Source organism: Rhizobium sp. NFR07, assembly GCF_900111905.1.
Classification (GTDB): domain Bacteria; phylum Pseudomonadota; class Alphaproteobacteria; order Rhizobiales; family Rhizobiaceae; genus Neorhizobium.
Genome location: NZ_FOKM01000015.1, coordinates 36,270 through 51,138, shown reverse-complemented (window position 1 = coordinate 51,138; position 14,869 = coordinate 36,270). Strand labels below are relative to the sequence as shown.

17 protein-coding genes and 1 pseudogene are annotated in these 14,869 nt (G+C 59.4%); 11 read left to right on the top strand and 7 right to left on the bottom strand.

Going from position 1 to position 14,869, the window contains the following annotated elements; translation table 11 throughout:
- Positions 1–33: 33 nt before the first annotated feature.
- From BM216_RS25810 to BM216_RS25795, 4 genes are all read left to right on the top strand, one after another.
- A complete protein-coding gene (locus BM216_RS25810; protein ID WP_093002087.1) occupies positions 34–1,791 on the top strand; it encodes a ParB N-terminal domain-containing protein in 1,758 nt (585 codons plus the stop codon).
- Entirely contained in the window at positions 1,763–2,257 is a 495-nt protein-coding gene (locus BM216_RS34740; RefSeq protein WP_244530332.1) for a hypothetical protein, read from the top strand. Before BM216_RS25810 ends, BM216_RS34740 begins: the two co-directional genes overlap by 29 nt.
- A 390-nt stretch (positions 2,258–2,647) precedes the next feature.
- A complete protein-coding gene (locus tag BM216_RS25800) occupies positions 2,648–3,235 on the top strand; it encodes a hypothetical protein (RefSeq protein WP_093002086.1) in 588 nt (195 codons plus the stop codon).
- Between the two features lie 273 nt (positions 3,236–3,508).
- Positions 3,509–4,372 carry an ArdC family protein gene (locus tag BM216_RS25795; RefSeq protein ID WP_093002085.1) on the top strand — a complete coding sequence of 288 codons (864 nt, stop codon included), beginning with the start codon at positions 3,509–3,511 and terminating at the stop codon, positions 4,370–4,372.
- A gap of 509 nt (positions 4,373–4,881) precedes the next feature.
- Here BM216_RS25795 and BM216_RS25790 read toward each other — a convergent pair.
- On the bottom strand, positions 4,882–5,295 hold the full coding sequence (locus BM216_RS25790; RefSeq protein WP_093002084.1) for a hypothetical protein: 414 nt from the start codon (positions 5,293–5,295) through the stop codon (positions 4,882–4,884).
- A gap of 228 nt (positions 5,296–5,523) precedes the next feature.
- Between BM216_RS25790 and BM216_RS25785 the strand changes: the two genes are divergently transcribed.
- The 4 genes and pseudogenes from BM216_RS25785 to BM216_RS34735 form a co-directional block, all read left to right on the top strand.
- Entirely contained in the window at positions 5,524–6,756 is a 1,233-nt protein-coding gene (locus BM216_RS25785; protein ID WP_093002083.1) for a site-specific integrase, read from the top strand.
- A complete protein-coding gene (locus tag BM216_RS25780; RefSeq protein WP_093002082.1) occupies positions 6,753–8,114 on the top strand; it encodes a tyrosine-type recombinase/integrase in 1,362 nt (453 codons plus the stop codon). Before BM216_RS25785 ends, BM216_RS25780 begins: the two co-directional genes overlap by 4 nt.
- Entirely contained in the window at positions 8,111–9,115 is a 1,005-nt protein-coding gene (locus tag BM216_RS25775; protein ID WP_093002081.1) for a site-specific integrase, read from the top strand. Before BM216_RS25780 ends, BM216_RS25775 begins: the two co-directional genes overlap by 4 nt.
- An 85-nt stretch (positions 9,116–9,200) precedes the next feature.
- Positions 9,201–9,317, top strand: a pseudogene (locus BM216_RS34735) (antirestriction protein ArdC); the annotation flags it as partial.
- 3 nt (positions 9,318–9,320) lie between these two features.
- On the opposite strand, the gene BM216_RS34180 reads toward BM216_RS34735, so the two are convergent.
- Complete coding sequence (locus BM216_RS34180) at positions 9,321–9,494, bottom strand: hypothetical protein (protein ID WP_177230912.1); 174 nt, start codon at positions 9,492–9,494, stop codon at positions 9,321–9,323.
- A 458-nt stretch (positions 9,495–9,952) separates the two neighbouring features.
- Between BM216_RS34180 and BM216_RS25765 the strand changes: the two genes are divergently transcribed.
- Complete coding sequence (locus tag BM216_RS25765; RefSeq protein ID WP_018326263.1) at positions 9,953–10,261, top strand: DUF736 domain-containing protein; 309 nt, start codon at positions 9,953–9,955, stop codon at positions 10,259–10,261.
- A 62-nt stretch (positions 10,262–10,323) separates the two neighbouring features.
- Here the strand turns inward: BM216_RS25765 and BM216_RS25760 are convergent, their stop codons facing one another.
- From BM216_RS25760 to BM216_RS25750, 3 genes are all read right to left on the bottom strand, one after another.
- Positions 10,324–10,959, bottom strand: coding sequence for a hypothetical protein (locus BM216_RS25760; RefSeq protein WP_143102863.1), 636 nt, complete (start codon positions 10,957–10,959; stop codon positions 10,324–10,326).
- Between the two features lie 97 nt (positions 10,960–11,056).
- Positions 11,057–11,470: a hypothetical protein gene (locus BM216_RS25755; RefSeq protein ID WP_093002079.1), complete on the bottom strand. Its 414-nt coding sequence runs from the start codon at positions 11,468–11,470 to the stop codon at positions 11,057–11,059.
- 504 nt (positions 11,471–11,974) lie between these two features.
- Positions 11,975–12,997 carry an IS110 family RNA-guided transposase gene (locus BM216_RS25750; protein ID WP_093002078.1) on the bottom strand — a complete coding sequence of 341 codons (1,023 nt, stop codon included), beginning with the start codon at positions 12,995–12,997 and terminating at the stop codon, positions 11,975–11,977.
- 216 nt (positions 12,998–13,213) lie between these two features.
- Between BM216_RS25750 and BM216_RS34175 the strand changes: the two genes are divergently transcribed.
- Together BM216_RS34175 and BM216_RS34170 are read left to right on the top strand one after the other, a co-directional pair.
- Positions 13,214–13,384 carry a hypothetical protein gene (locus BM216_RS34175; RefSeq protein WP_177230911.1) on the top strand — a complete coding sequence of 57 codons (171 nt, stop codon included), beginning with the start codon at positions 13,214–13,216 and terminating at the stop codon, positions 13,382–13,384.
- Between the two features lie 265 nt (positions 13,385–13,649).
- The gene (locus tag BM216_RS34170; RefSeq protein WP_167507779.1) at positions 13,650–13,823 is read left to right on the top strand and encodes a hypothetical protein; all 174 of its coding nucleotides are present in this window, start codon (positions 13,650–13,652) and stop codon (positions 13,821–13,823) included.
- A 35-nt stretch (positions 13,824–13,858) separates the two neighbouring features.
- Here the strand turns inward: BM216_RS34170 and BM216_RS25745 are convergent, their stop codons facing one another.
- A complete protein-coding gene (locus BM216_RS25745; protein WP_348272017.1) occupies positions 13,859–14,254 on the bottom strand; it encodes a thermonuclease family protein in 396 nt (131 codons plus the stop codon).
- 173 nt (positions 14,255–14,427) lie between these two features.
- On the bottom strand, positions 14,428–14,760 hold the full coding sequence (locus BM216_RS25740; RefSeq protein ID WP_244530331.1) for a WGR domain-containing protein: 333 nt from the start codon (positions 14,758–14,760) through the stop codon (positions 14,428–14,430).
- Between the last annotated feature and the right edge of the window lie 109 nt (positions 14,761–14,869).

The window sequence follows — 14,869 nt, the reverse complement described above, 5'->3', positions numbered from 1 at the left end:
GCCGGTCCGGAACCTCCCGAAAGGATAAATCCCATGCAGATCATGAAGGTTGACCCGCGCGCGCTGAAGGAAAACCCTGACCGGATGCGCCAGACGAAGTCGTCGCCGCAGGCGGATGCACTGATGCTGGCGACAATCAAGGCCGTCGGCATCGTCCAGCCGCCGGTGGTCGCCCCGGAAACGGATGGTGGAAACGGCTATATCATCGACGCCGGGCATCGCCGGGTTCGATTGGCCATCGCCGCCGGACTGGAAGAAATCGAAATCCTCGTCGTCGATGCTGCCAACGACAACGGCGCCATGCGCTCGATGGTCGAAAACAGCGTCCGCGAGGCGCTCAACCCCGTGGATCAATGGCGTGGCATCGAACGTCTCGTTGCTCTGGGTTGGACCGAGGAAGCCATTGCCGTAGCCCTCGCTCTTCCGGTCCGTCAGATCCGCAAGCTGCGGCTGCTCGCCAACGTCCTGCCGGCGATGCTCGAACAGATGGCGCTCGGTGACATGCCGTCTGAGCAGCAGTTGCGGATCATCGCCGCCGCTGGCCAGGTGGACCAGAAGGAAGTCTGGAAGGCGCATAAGCCGAAGAAAGGCGATACTGCTCCGTGGTGGCAGATCGCCAACGCTCTCACCAAGAAGCGCATGTATGCCAGGGACGCGAGCTTTGGCGACGATCTCGCCCAGGCCTATGGTATCGAGTGGGTCGAGGACCGCTTCGCACCGGCCGACCAGGACGGTCGCTACACGACGAATGTCGAGGGCTTCCTCGGCGCCCAGCATGAATGGATGACGAGCAACTTGCCGAAGCGCGGCGCCATCGTCGAGGTCAACAGCTGGGGTCAGCCGGAACTGCCGAAGAAGGCGGCGCAAGTCTATGGCAAGCCGTCCAAGTCCGATCACACCGCGCTTTACCTTGACCGCGATGGCAAGGTGCAGACGGTGCATTACCGGCTGCCCGAAACGGCCAAGCTGAAGGGAAGCAGCGCTGAGGGAACTGCGGAAGGAAGCGATGATGCCGGTGCATTCACGACGCAGAAGGCTCGGCCTGACGTGACCCAGAAGGGCCATGACATGATCGGCGATTTTCGCACCGACGCCCTGCACGAGGCTCTAGATCGCGCGCCGATCGAAGACGACATGCTGATGGCGCTGATGGTGCTAGCTTTTGCTGGGCAGAACGTCCGTGTCGATTCCGGTGCAGGAGGGACGTTCTACGGCGGCAAGCGCTTTTCGCGCCATGCCGTTACCCTATTCGACGAGCATGGCGAGCTCGCCTTTGATCAGGACACGCTTCGGGTCGCCGTTCGCTCGGTGCTGATGGATGTTCTCTCGTGCCGCCGCGGCATGTCGAACAGCGGCATGGTTTCGCGCATCGCCGGTGAGGCGATCGGCGCCGACGAATACCTGCCGAACATGGGTTCGGTGGAGTTCCTCCTGTGCCTTTCTCGCCAGGCGTTGGAGGCGACTTGCACTGAAGCGTCTGTCCAGCCGCGTCAGAAGGTTCGCGAGACCCGCGCAGCGCTGGTCGAGCATTTCCAGAACGAGCGCTTCGTCCATGCATCGGCCCGCTTCACCCCACCTGCTGACGAGTTGCTCGACTGGCTCCGGGCAAGCTCTCCCACCGATACCATCGGCACGGCCCCGCATGATGACGAAGGCGATCATGGTGACGGCCCCGCTGAGGATCCGGAAGGGCAGATTGATGAGGCGGCGGATCAGGACGATCTACAGGATTCGGATTTGTCTGACGACGGAGAGCAGGACGATGACTTCGATCAGCGAGCGGCAGCATGACCGCCGCCTGCCAGTCGAACATGGCAGCACCCACCCCCGATGTTCGGGGGTGGCGTTCAACACCAGTGCGGACGGCTTCGTCGTCAATCTCGCGCACAATGCTGAAAATGATTGCCATCCTTCTTCATCGACTGCCGACGCCCGGGGACGTGACATGATCGACATCCGCGCTCCGAAACAGCGGGCTAAAACGATCCGCGCCCCGCGAGAAACCCAGCGGCATCTGGAATGTCTGACCCGGCAGATTATGGCGCGCGCGGGAAGGCAGGCGACGACAGTGAACGTCCAGAGCCGGACGAGTCGAAGATCCGGCACTCGTACTTACTATCGGGAACTCATTGACCGTCTCACCTTCGAGCGCTGGGTCGAGCTCGACATGATTGCATGCAGGCTGGCGGTGCAAGAGCAGATCATCGGTGCACTCCAACGTCGGGACGATGTGCCTGTGCATCGTCGGGCGACATAAGGGGCGGGGCCAAAACGAAGGCGCCGATGCGGACTTGCCTGACTTCGATGTCGGCGGGATGGCGAGCTTGGCCATAAACTGTTCCTTGCCCCTCGAGGCAGAACTCGTGCCCGTGCCTGACTGCCCTTCTTCTTCGCTGCGGTCTAAACCGGCGGCCGGTCGTTTCAAGGCCGCTGTCGCGCCGCGGAGCGGCCGATCGAACCTCTCTGCGCGAGAGCAGGCTCGCGGTCCCAAGCAGGTCGAAACCTGCTGGCCCGCAAACCTGCCCTGCTTGTTCAGCCGGCTCGGACCTTTGAAGCCGCCCGTCCATTGCCGGTTCTTAAGTGCCCGCATCGAAGGGCAGACCGGCACAGGCCGGAACCGCTTCGGCAGCCAAGGAAGGAACAGTTTATGGCCAAGCCCGCAACTCCTAACCGCTCCAACGCACGGGTCTCGCAGCTCCGCAAAGGCGCGACCCTCGAAATGGTCCGCCTCTCGTGCCCCGATGCCGCCCAGGCGCTCAAGATCGCTGAAAGCTTCGGCACCACGGTCGTCGACAGCGATGGCATCCGCAGCCTGCATGAGCGGCTGATCGTCGAGACCGCCGACAGCCTCTCCGAAGGTTTGGGCGAGAGAGCCATGCAGATCCATCTGCAGCGCATCGTCGGGGCCTTCGTCGGCTCGGCCCACGGCGCCGGTCAGTTCTACTCCCGCGCCGTTACCGAAGCACGCGACGCAACCGCCAAGGCATCGAACGATGCCCGCGACGAGGATCTCGATGGCCCGGTCGGCTATGACAGCGCCGCCCAGCGCAAGCGGGAATTCGCGGCCGACATGGGCATCCAGTCCCATGCGCTCCGGATGGCAGCCGAGGGCGCGGTGGCAGCCTACGAACAGGTCGTCGGTGAGAGCTGGAAGCCCTTCGACCGGCCGGTCGAAAACCCGGGCGCATCGCTCGACCGCAAGGCGGCCGAAGTTCAGATGGCTGCATTCGGATGACACATTCGGCGGGTCGCACCCCGCCTTCTCTTTCTGACCGAGGGCCGGCGTCTGCAGCGCCGGCTCTTCTTATGTCGAAAAGGAAAACTGGCGACGCCCGATCGCGGCCCGTCCCGTTCGGCGGTCCTGCAGGAGCCGGGTGCCCATGCAACGGCTTCGCCGTCCTCCACGCTGTTGCGGCCTTCGGTGCCTGGTCACGCCATAGACCCCTGACTTCGGACCTCCGTGACGGACCGCGATGGGCGCGGTCCTTGAAATGGAGAAAGAGAAGTCATGACAAAGAAATCAGAATTGGACCGTGCTAATATCTACGCGCGGATCACTGATCGGATCGTCGAGGATCTACAAAAGGGCGTCCGTCCCTGGATGAAACCGTGGAGCGTAGCCAACACGAATGGCCGCATCTCGCGGCCGCTGCGCCACAACGGCCTGCCTTATTCGGGCATGAACGTGCTTCTCCTATGGTCGGAACAGATATCGCGTGGTTTCACCTCGTCAATGTGGATGACGTTCAAGCAGTCCCTCGAACTGGGCGGGGCCGTGCGCAAGGGCGAGACCGGTTCAACCGTCGTCTTCGCCAGCCGCTTCACCAAGTCCGAAGCGGATGGGAACGGTAACGAGGTCGATCGGGAGATCCCGTTTCTGAAGGCCTATTCGGTGTTCAACGTCGAGCAAATCGACGGCCTGCCCGACAGCTATTATGCGCCGCCCGCCGAGGTCCTTGATCCGATCGAGGGGATCGAAAGCGCTGATCGCTTCTTCCGCAATACCGGCGCGGTCATTCGGCACGGCGGCAACCAAGCCTACTATTCCCCGGTCATGGACTATATCCAGATGCCGCCTTTCGACGCGTTTCGCGATGCCGCCGGATACGCGGCTGTCCTCAGCCATGAGGCGACCCACTGGACGGCGGCGGAGCATCGCGTGGGACGCGACCTGTCGCATTATGCCAAGGACCGGACCGAGCGGGCCCGGGAAGAACTTATTGCCGAACTCGGCAGTTGCTTCCTCTGCGCCGACCTTGGCATCGCGCCGGAGCTCGAACCACGAGCGGATCACGCTTCCTATCTGCAGTCGTGGCTTTCCTTATGCACACCTCGTCATAACTTCAGTTATCCGCAGGGCTGTATAATGTGAAGGAACGCGATAGATGGGCTTGTGCCTAGGGTTTCTGACCGCATTCCTCAGCATTATTTCGGAGCGTGCCGGTCCGAATGCTAGAGTCGCGAAGGCTATGCACCAACAGCGAGCTACCGTCCTATCGCTTGGATCGACCCCGACTGTATCCGATAACGAACATGATACTCAGGTATGTCAAACCTGCTGAACCGCAAATCAGTAAGAGAACGAGCGGGTAGAAGAGGAACGGCGCAACATTCGCATAGATGATCTTTCCTCTTGGGCTAGGCAGTTCCCCTTGAATGAGACAACCGACGAAGAGAACCAGAAGTACGGGCCCCATAAGAGAAATGCCCAGAACGGCTGCCCACCTCTGACACCAATCTCTCACGCCATTTCCTCCACCACCATAGCTACCGTATCTGCAGCTGGTTGACGGAAGGTGAAGCTGATGCCGCGATCTTCAATAGTTTGCGGGATAACCGCTCAGGGCTGACAAGCATCATTGTCAGAAGCGCCACAAGCGGTCATCGCAGCCATCGGATCGCCATCAGGTCGATGATCATGGCGTAAGACACGCAGAACGCAACAAAACCCATGAAAACATCGAAACGCTCTGTCGGCCAAAACAGAAAATGAACTGGAACCCATACCGTCGACATGATGACGAAAGTGTAAGCAAACTTCTCATAGATGCTGCCTTTAAGGCTGAAGAATTTTTCGTCGATCATGTTCGCGTAGGTGGCGCGGTTTTTATGAAGATGCGTCCCGGAATGGATGCTGCTCATGAGGAATAGCCCGTACAGTACGTACGGTACGTACGGTGTGATCGTGGTGTGTTGGCCGAAATAGTAATCCACAAGCATCATCGAACCAATGATGAGATGCATCAAGAATTGAAGGGCCACAAAGTTCTTTAGCCCGAATGTATGCATGATCATCGAACGATCCGTTCCGTCACCAAATTCCGTTTACGATAGCTTCGGTCAGTTCGGGCGACAATACCAGTGCGCTCTTCCGCTAGCTCTCCAACACCTCAATGTCCGTAGGGGGCTAGCTGCGGTCATCGATGAAGCCGAGGACAAAGGACCAGATCAAATCGAGAAGTGAAGTCTCGGCACTCCGATGGCAAACTTCTGCAGTCATTTTGAGCAGCAGAGGAGCCATCGATGTCGAATAGCAATGACGACCTGATCACAGAGCTCAGAACCGTTCTATCCCGCCAGCATTACAGCCCGACGGTTGTCGGGAATTATTGTGCCTATGCGTGTGGTTTCCTTGACCACCTTCTACAGCGAAGCATTCCGGTCATGAATGTAAGCGAAGCGGAAGTGACGGAATATCTGCGCCATGCAATCGCGCTGTTCCAAGAACGCCATGGTCGACCTCCAAGGCCTTACTGGCACTCGATCCCTCGCTCCGGAATCCATGCGTTGCTGCGGCTCGCACAGGGTCAATGGCCACCCGCGCCGATAGCGACGTGCGCGGTCGACGCGCTACGCCTTGCCATCTGCGACGAATACGAGACCTGGCTGCGCGAGGAGCGAGGTCTTGCCCCGGCCAGCATCGACGCGTTGATGTGGGAGGGCCGGAACTTCCTAGTTTGGCGGCTCAATAGGCATGGTCACGATGGTCTGATGTCGCTGATCGTGAGCGACATTGATGCTTCCATGGATATGCGCCGTCCCCACCAGACGCGCAGGTCTGTAAAGGATGTAGCGGAGCGTCTTCGCTCGATATTGCGCTATCTCCATCGAACTCGGCGCGTAGCCATAGACCTCTCGCCCCACGTCATCGCTCCTTTACTTTATGCCTATGAAGGCGTGCCGTCGATCCTTACACCAGATCAGGTAGCCGCGGTTCTGCAAAGCTCGGAGCAGGACACGACGCCCGCGGGTTTGCGGGACCACGCGATCCTGCAATTGCTTGCGACCTATGGCCTTAGGTCCGGTGAGATCTGTAACCTTAGGATCAAGGATATCGACTGGCGGGCAGAATCGATCCGCATCAGGCACACCAAGACCCGGGCCACCTCATATCTGCCATTGATGGCGCCTGTCGGCGAAGCGGTACTCGCCTATCTTCAGGCGGGGCGGCCTGTGACCGATGCCCGAGAAATCTTCGTCCGCACGCGTGCACCCTATCGCAAGCTCGGCGTGCTTGCCAACATAGTGCGACGACGACTTACATCCGCCGGGGTGAGGCCATCCGGCAAAAACGGTTCCCATATCTTCCGCCATGCAAGAGCCGTGGAAATGCTGCGCGCCGCTGTACCTCAAAAAGTTATCGGCGACCTGCTCGGGCATCGTTCTGCCGAATCCACAGCCCCCTATCTCAAGCTTGCCACCGAGGATCTCCGGGCCATCGCGCTCGACGTTCCCGGACGGGAGGTGCGGTCATGACGATCTGGCCCGACCCTGAGCGCAAGCTGATCGCGCGGTACATTGCTGGCCTGAACCTGCGCACTCAGAATAGCCCGATTTATTACAGGCAGGCACTCAACACTTTCCAGGATATCGCCGAGCGACATACCACGCTCGACAAGGATATGCTGGTGGCTTGGTTGCGTGTAGCCCCTGGCAGGGCATCGACGACACGGCTGCACCGTACCCGAATTATCGACCGGTTCCTCGATCACCTTGTGGAAACTGGAGCGATCGAACGTAATCCGGTGACCGTGCTGCGTGGAGCATGTCATATCAAACAATGCATGCCGGTGTGGCGGGCGCTGGACTCCCGCGATCCGGACAACGCCCTTACCGAACTATACCAGCCCCAGCCATTCGCAAGCGTGCTGGGCGAAATGATGTCCGGACACATCACGCTGATGCGCAACCGAGGTTACAAATACATTACACAAGCGGTCTGGCTCTCGCGGTTTGACCGCTTTTTGCAGTTAAACCCGGCGCTTCAGGAACAGCCACTCGAGGTGATGCTCAATCATTGGGCCAGAGCGAAAACAACGCGCGATCATCCGAACGAGTGCGAAAAGCTCAAACGGGTGCTAGCAAAAATCCTTCGCCACAGGGATCCATCAATCCCGCCACGCCGCCCCGACCCATGGCCAGCCAAGGAAGTAGTGAAGCAATGGCGCAAGCCGCACATTTACACCCCGGGCGACGTCCGGCATATGCTCGATATCGCTCGCTCATATCCTTCGCCACGGTCACCGCTTCGACCACTGAGCGTCTATACCATGCTCCTACTTGGCTATTGCGCGGGGCTACGGCGAAGCGAACTGGCTTGTCTCGACATTGGTGACGTCGACTTCCTGGTTGGCACGATCACGATCCGCCAAACCAAGTTCTACAAGACCAGGATTCTGCCACTTCCTGATAGTGTGATGGCCGAACTCCGATTTTATATCGAAGCTCGACACCGCGCCGGTGGATCTCTCGATCCGCGCTCTGGATTGTTCTGGCACGAACAGCGTGGTGACCGTTATTCGAAAGAGGCTGTTGCGGGGCTTCTTGTTGACGTCATACGCCGTGCCGCGCTGAAGCCGCCGAAAGGGCGAACAGGACCTCGCCTGCACGACCTGCGGCATTCGATGGTCGTGAACCGGATTCTCGAATGGTACAAAGCGGGCATCAACCCACAGGAGCGACTGCCGTTCCTCGCGACCTATCTTGGGCATCGGGACATCAACTCAACCCTGGTCTACATAACCGTCACGCAGGACCTTCTGCATCAAGCCAATGAGAGGTTCCGCGTTCTAGGCGCGCCGTGCCTCCAGTCGAGACTGGAGGTGGGGGCATGAGCAATAACAATCAGTTCCCATCGTTGCTGCACGCGTTCTTCTACGAATGGTTGGTCGAGCAGCGCAATGCGTCCATCAACACAGTGCGATCATATCGCGACGCCTGGCGCCTCTTCCTTCGGTTCGCCGCACAACGCGCCGAAAAGAAAGTGGCAATGATCACTTTGGCCGATCTTACGGCTGGGGAGGTCATCGCGTTCCTCGGTCACGCGGAACATGAACGCGGCGGCACGATAGGCACGCGCAACTGCCGGCTTGCTGCGATACGCAGCTTCTTCAACTTCGTTGCGACCAAAGACCCCGCATTGATTGCCCAATGCGTCGAAATCCTCAACATTCCAGGGAAGCGCGGACCGGTATCAGAACCATCCTATCTGGACACAGCGGAAGTCTCAGCGATCCTCGCTCAGCCTGATCGTTCGACTCTGGAAGGTATGCGCGATCACGCCTTGCTCTCGTTCCTCTACAACAGCGGTGCGAGAATACAGGAAGCGCTTGATCTGTGCCCCAATGCCATCCGCTTCGAAAGCCCAAGCTGCGTGCGTCTGACTGGTAAAGGTAGAAAAGAACGTATCTGCCCGCTCTGGCCGGAGACTGTTATCCTGTTGAGAAAGCTTCTAGAACGGCAACCGCGAGCGCTAGACCAACGGTTATTCGTCAATCGCTATGGCCAGCCGCTCAGCGCGTCCGGGGTTCGGTTCAAACTTGCTGCCTATGTAAAGGCGGCGACCGAAACGACACCAACCTTGCGTGGAAAGCATGTGACCCCCCACGCCTTCCGGCACGCAACCGCCGTCCATCTCATATCTGCAGGCGTGGACGTTACGGTAATCCGTAGCTGGCTCGGTCATGTAAGCCTCGATACGACAAACCATTACGCCAGAGCTAACCTAGAAACGAAGCGCAAGGCATTAGAGCAGCTCGGCACTCACGAAGTAGCTAGCAGCCCGCCGTCATGGAAACGCGATAAGAGTGTTCTCGCTTGGCTCGACACGCTCTGAGGTAATGCGGAGGAATGCGGCTCAGAAACCCCGGACGCCGGCCGATCTGACGCCGTTCCTCCGCATTATGGGCTCCTGCGGATAACTATCGGTGCTGGCCAACGACAAGCGGGCGATCTTTCAGGCGGCGGCCCATGCGCAACGCGCTGTGAGCTTTCTGCATTCGCTGCAGCCGGAAACGGATACGAAGGCTGCGGCCTGACGCTCAAGCACGGTCGTCGCCACCGGTGGCGGCCGCGTGGTCTATATCACGCTGATCGCTAAGACCTTGCGCAATGTCAGCATCCAGCCTGCCCCAGATCGACGGTTTTGCAGTGTCGGCCTTGGGTTTGCGGGACGGTTTGCGTTCGACGATGGACGGCTTGGTCTGCTGACGCATTGATCCTCCTGGCTGCGATTCGCGAGGGCAACGATATCGCACCGAGCGCAGTCAGCAAGCAGGCCAATGTTAGCTGGAACGCTTGTCCCCTGATGAAGCAGACGATGAGAGCGGTCCCGGCGTGCGTGGCGCGGGATGCCGTCGTAGCCAAGGCAAGCGCACCGGAGGGCCATTGCCATATCCCTTCCCGTCAGAGTTTCCGGCAACCCATATGCGGGCTCGATGAGGCATGTCTGACCGGAGACCGGCTGCGCCTCGATCGTCTTACCGCAACGGCCACAACCACTTTTCTTACCCCTGCCGGCTGCGCCGTCATTCCTCTCCGACTAACAAAAGTGGCAGTTGCCGCCCTCCACTTCGTTCCGGCCTTATCAGGTGCGGTCCGATCGTCCCCAGTCTTTGCGACAGCCATCGAGACCGCGATGGGCGCGGCCCGAATACCAGAAAGGAATACGACAATGGCAACCATCGGCACCTTCACCTCCACCGAAAACGGCTTCACCGGCTCCATTCGCACTCTCGCCCTCAACGTCAAGGCCCGCATCGCCCGGGTCGAGAATCCCTCCGACAAGGGCCCGCAGTTCCGCGTCTATGCCGGCAGCGTAGAACTGGGCGCCGCCTGGCAGAAGACCTCCGAGCAAGGCCGCGACTACCTCTCGGTCAAGCTCGACGATCCGAGTTTCCCCGCCCCGATCTACGCAACGCTCGCCGAGGTCGAAGGCGAGGACGGCCTCCAGCTCATCTGGTCCCGGCCGAACCGGGACTGATGGGCAACATGAGGCTCCGCCACCGGCGGAGCCTTTTTCCTTATCGGAATGGCCGCGCGCAATCAGCGCCCGTCAAACCTTGCGAGCATCTTGCGCAATTGCGCGTTCTGCTCGATGAGCTTCTTTGCAAGCTGACGCCGCAACGCGTCAACCTCAGCGTCGAGGTCGGCCATCTCATCTATGAATGATTTTGGGCCGGCGGCGACGGCAGGAGCAACCTCGGCGATTTGGGCGGGGGAGACCACAGGCTCCACGATCGGATTAATTTTCTTTCGACGTGCCGGCGCTCGCTTCACCAGTGTTTCGGCAACTTCAGTCAGTGCGGGAGCAGGCGACTTCTCCTCAGGCTGTTGCGGGGTAAGGAGAGCAGCAGGCTCTTCCTCATCAAGCGAGGCCGCAGGAGCCTCCGCTGCAACGGGCGCCGCTGCTTCAATGTCAGTCGACCAAGTATCTTGATCGTGCAGGCTCACCTCGGTTTGCACATCGGCGGCAGCTGCAGCGGAGCGATCGACTGCCACTCGTTCGGTATCCGGGAGTTCCTGTTCAGGAACCGGCTTGTACTCGAGCGCAATGGTTTTCGCTGCGACTGCAGCGCTCTCTGGCTTCGGTTTACGCGACACCAGGTCAGCCACAAATCTCCATGGTGTTCTCATCACATTACCTTCAAAGCATGGCGGCAGGGAAATAGCCGCGGTCATTCATTGTCACCAGGACCGCATTGGTCTCGGCTCAATCAGGCGAAAGATCGACGGCGCCGTCGCATGTAAATGCGCGGCGCCGCTCAGAAGCCGAGACTCAGGCCTTGCCAAGGCGCTTGCGCAGATCCGCGTTTTCGGCACGCAGCTTCTCGGAGAGCTCCTTGCGAAGCTGCTTGTTCTCTTCCTCAAGCTTGATGAGGTCGGCGATATCGTCAATGGCGTCACCGGAGGTGGCGGCGGGAGCGGACGCAGCAGCGTCAACGCGAGGTGCGCGAGCGGCGGCGGCCTTGGGTGCTGGAGCCGATTTTGCGACCTTCACCGGAGCGGTCTTGGAGCCACGCTTCGCCCGCGTCTTCTTGGCTGGAGTTTCGACAGGTGCAGCGACTGCATCGACGGAGCTGGCTTTGGCAGCAGCTTTCGGTGTTCTAGGCGTGCGGGTTTTCTTTTCAGTGGGAGCTGCGGCCGGCGCTTCGGTGGTCGCAGTGGTCTCAATCGTGGTTTCGTCGGCCATCAGTGTTCTCCTCTGTCAGGCGACCAAGCTTTTGATTCGCCGTTACTTAAAGTCAATGCGGAAAGCCTGTTTTTGCATGCGCTAGGCGTTGCTGGCCGCCGTTAGCGGAGCCTTCGTCAACGCTTAATGGAAGCCGGACCCGGCATCGAGCCAGGTCCGGCTTTTTTGGGTAGCTACGGAGAGGAGGAAAACCTGCTCAGTATCCGGTGATGATGCCGACGGGACTGCCTTCGTCAAGGATGAGCGGTGCCCCCATGTGTGCACGGCCCGTGGAATGCAAGACTTTTGTATCGTTAGGATCGGTCAGGTTCAGTCATGTGTCCGGCCTTCTATCGTGGCATGTAGCCACTGGCCCTGATGAAGTCCGCGGATGGAGAGCCAATCAATTTGTCGGGCTCAAGGCTCTGGGGGCACCTAGGCTTTGCTCCATCCCCGGTCCAACCGGTTCGCCATCATTACTCAGTCCTTCATTCCTCCGGTCGACTATTGCCGAGCCGGATTCCTTCAACCGGTTGCGTGCCGGTAGGTCTCCTCTCTTCTCAGAAGAGCCCATGCGACGCGCGCGGTCTTGTTTGCGATCGCTATCGACACCATGCGTGCCGGTTTGCGCTGCAAGAGCTTCGCGATCCATGGGAATGAGGGGGCATCAATGCGCGCCCGTCGTATGACAGCAGTGGCGCCGACTACCAGCAAGCGTCGGATTGTCCGATCGCCCTGCTTGCTGATCCGCCCAAGCCTCTCCTTTCCACCACTACTATTTTGTCGCGGCGTCAAGCCAAGCCAAGCCGCGAACTGTCGCGCTGATTTGAATTCGTCGGCATTCCCAACCGAAGCCGCGATTGCTGCCGCGGTGAGAAAGCCGATGCCTGGGATGGTCATCAGCCTTCGAGCGGCAGCCTGGCCCCGGCACCACTGCATTATGGTGCGATCGAGCTCGGCGATTTTATTGCTCAGCTCTTCTAGCTGCATCTGAATGTGCTTGAAGGGTTGCCACGACGGTTCAGGAAGATGGTCTTTCACGACGTGTAAGGCTTCGAGGGCACCTTTCAGCCCGAACTTTCCTTGAGGTGTGATGATACCGAATTCGGCCAAGTGGCCTCGGAGTGCGTTGATTATAGCTGTTCTCTGCCGCACGAAAAGATCTCGAGTCTTGTGCTGCATAAGAAGAGCCTGACGCTCGCAAGTTTTCACCGGTACGAAGCGCATGGTGGGACGGGTGACTGCCTCGCAAATCGCTTCGGCATCTGCTGCATCGTTTTTCCCACGCTTCACATACGGCTTTACATATACGGGAGGCATAAGCTTCACATCGAAGCCCAGGGCACCGAGTTCCCTCGCCCAGTAATGTGAAGTCGAACAAGCTTCCATGCCGACAAGACAGCGTGGCAACTGCTCGAAGAAGTGCAGGAGCTGGTTTCGGCGAAGCTGCCGCCGGACAATAACATTGCCGACTTCATCGATAGCATGAACTTGAAACACGTTCTTGGCCAGATCCAGGCCGACGACAGTGATCTTCTCGAAAGTCATGACACGGTTCCTTCTCTGAGTTGCGCAGAATGATCTTAGCATCTTGCGCGACGGGTTCGGAGGGCCGTCCACATCATCAATTTCGAACTGGCAGCAGAGCCGCCAACACGAAATCGGCTCCCCCACTCCCCGGCGCTGCCGGTCGCTTCAGCGATCCCTGACATCGTCATTCCCTATCCGGCGCCGCTGATCGTCTTTCACATAGGAGATCAGACGATGACCTACGAACTCGAACGCCAAATTGAAGAACTTCGTGCCGAACTGCGGAACGCTGTCGATCCTTGGGAGCGCCGCCAGATCGCAGCCGAGTTGGATCTCGCGCAGGCGGAACTGACGCTGGCGATTGCCGAGATGGACGGCCACGTCGATGCGGAGCCACCATTCTGAGGGGGAGGCCTCAAGTCGCGTCGTGTGCGTCGCGAGTTACCTGAAGATCTCCTGTCGATCCGATTTCATTGACATCAGGGATGGTGCGTCCCGGGCGTCTGGCTGCAACCTGATGACGCCAGAATTTTCCCCGCCTATCGCTCCTCGCGCATCAAAATTCAGTCGTCATCAGGTCCTCCGCTCCGCTTCGGCCCTGCGGGTGCAGCCCTCCTTCCCTGTCCGCTCTTCATCCCCGCAATGAACTGCAATCAACAGGAGATCCATGATGCACCAGCTCGCGAAATTCCTCAGCGCCACCGGCCGCCGTCTTCGCACCCTTGGCAAGGTCGTCAGTCACCTCTTCCGCAAGGGCAAGCTCGGTCTGAAGATCGCGATCAAGATTCCCTTCTTCGCGGACGTTGAGCTCAACATCGAAACCGAATGGGAACGGCGCCAATGAGCGCCGCTGGCTCGGCCTTCACCGGCCGAGCCGCCCTAGCACCATGGTTCACGACGACCTGTCCAGGTGCGCGCCAATCCTTCGGAGACAAGAATATCGCCGAGGCTATGGCCATGGCGAACAAGAACCCGGAGGGCGCGACCGTAGCGATCATTGTCACGACCCGGCCACGCCTGCAATTGGAACGGACCCTGGTTGACGAGTTCGATCAGCCGTTCGGTCGCGCGATTGCCCAGAGCAAGTTCTGAGGCGCATTTAGGCTCGCTGATTTCGGGTGCGTCGATGTCGGCGATCCGGATTTTCGTGCCGCCGATCCACAGCGTATCGCCATCGATAACGCAGGCGGTTCGATGGCCGCCGGTGCATTTTCCAAACTTTATAGAAGCCACATTCGATGCGGCCAGTGTGACCGTTGAGGCACTGATCGCCATGGCAGCGGCGCTTGTGAGGCCAGAGATCATCGCGAGGATCGCGAGATTGCGTTGCCTTCTCTTTTTCCGGAAGGAAAGCCGGAGATCATGCGAATATGCCAAACGTCAAATGCTCCTGTTCATGATCGTCGATGTGTGGACTTGAGCCAGAGACCGCAAGAGATCGCCGGCCGTCAGTGACGGGCTGCGGAGGGGGTGACACGATATCCGCGGCTTCGCTTCTGTCGGAGAAGATCGAGGAAGGCAGCGACGGCGTCTCGCTCTCGGACAAAATGCTGGACCTTCATCTGGCCATGCGCTCCGATCCGGCCCCAGCGGCGTGTCAGGCATACCTCGCCGAACAGATTCGGCTCGATCGTCATGGCATAGAAGCGAGCCGTGTTGCGGGCTTCGTCCGTGCGTTCGACATAGAGCTGATAGGGCTGAATGAGCATGTCGACATAATCGCTCGGCCGCCAAAGCTCGTCCAACGAGAGATATGAATCGATTGGGTCTGACCGATTCATTTTCGTGAAGTTCCGCTGAAAGATGGGCGGTCCACCTGCGGCGTACAGCTCTATTCGCCGAGGCGAACGGAGCCCTAGGTCTCCGCCCCATTCGGGTGACGATCTTCCC

Excerpts from the sequence above, each read along its gene's own strand:
- BM216_RS25780 (WP_093002082.1), top strand. The coding sequence starts at position 6,753 with ATGACGATCTGGCCCGACCCTGAGCGCAAGCTGATCGCGCGGTACATT.
- BM216_RS25795 (WP_093002085.1), top strand. The coding sequence starts at position 3,509 with ATGACAAAGAAATCAGAATTGGACCGTGCTAATATCTACGCGCGGATC.
- BM216_RS25800 (WP_093002086.1), top strand. The coding sequence starts at position 2,648 with ATGGCCAAGCCCGCAACTCCTAACCGCTCCAACGCACGGGTCTCGCAG.
- BM216_RS25755 (WP_093002079.1), bottom strand. The coding sequence starts at position 11,470 with ATGGCCGACGAAACCACGATTGAGACCACTGCGACCACCGAAGCGCCG.
- BM216_RS25760 (WP_143102863.1), bottom strand. The coding sequence starts at position 10,959 with ATGACCGCGGCTATTTCCCTGCCGCCATGCTTTGAAGGTAATGTGATG.
- BM216_RS25745 (WP_348272017.1), bottom strand. The coding sequence starts at position 14,254 with ATGGCGATCAGTGCCTCAACGGTCACACTGGCCGCATCGAATGTGGCT.
- BM216_RS34170 (WP_167507779.1), top strand. The coding sequence starts at position 13,650 with ATGCACCAGCTCGCGAAATTCCTCAGCGCCACCGGCCGCCGTCTTCGC.
- BM216_RS34180 (WP_177230912.1), bottom strand. The coding sequence starts at position 9,494 with ATGCGTCAGCAGACCAAGCCGTCCATCGTCGAACGCAAACCGTCCCGC.
- BM216_RS25785 (WP_093002083.1), top strand. The coding sequence starts at position 5,524 with ATGTCGAATAGCAATGACGACCTGATCACAGAGCTCAGAACCGTTCTA.
- BM216_RS25775 (WP_093002081.1), top strand. The coding sequence starts at position 8,111 with ATGAGCAATAACAATCAGTTCCCATCGTTGCTGCACGCGTTCTTCTAC.
- BM216_RS25790 (WP_093002084.1), bottom strand. The coding sequence starts at position 5,295 with ATGATCATGCATACATTCGGGCTAAAGAACTTTGTGGCCCTTCAATTC.
- BM216_RS25810 (WP_093002087.1), top strand. The coding sequence starts at position 34 with ATGCAGATCATGAAGGTTGACCCGCGCGCGCTGAAGGAAAACCCTGAC.
- BM216_RS25740 (WP_244530331.1), bottom strand. The coding sequence starts at position 14,760 with ATGAATCGGTCAGACCCAATCGATTCATATCTCTCGTTGGACGAGCTT.
- BM216_RS25750 (WP_093002078.1), bottom strand. The coding sequence starts at position 12,997 with ATGACTTTCGAGAAGATCACTGTCGTCGGCCTGGATCTGGCCAAGAAC.
- BM216_RS25765 (WP_018326263.1), top strand. The coding sequence starts at position 9,953 with ATGGCAACCATCGGCACCTTCACCTCCACCGAAAACGGCTTCACCGGC.
- BM216_RS34175 (WP_177230911.1), top strand. The coding sequence starts at position 13,214 with ATGACCTACGAACTCGAACGCCAAATTGAAGAACTTCGTGCCGAACTG.
- BM216_RS34740 (WP_244530332.1), top strand. The coding sequence starts at position 1,763 with ATGACTTCGATCAGCGAGCGGCAGCATGACCGCCGCCTGCCAGTCGAA.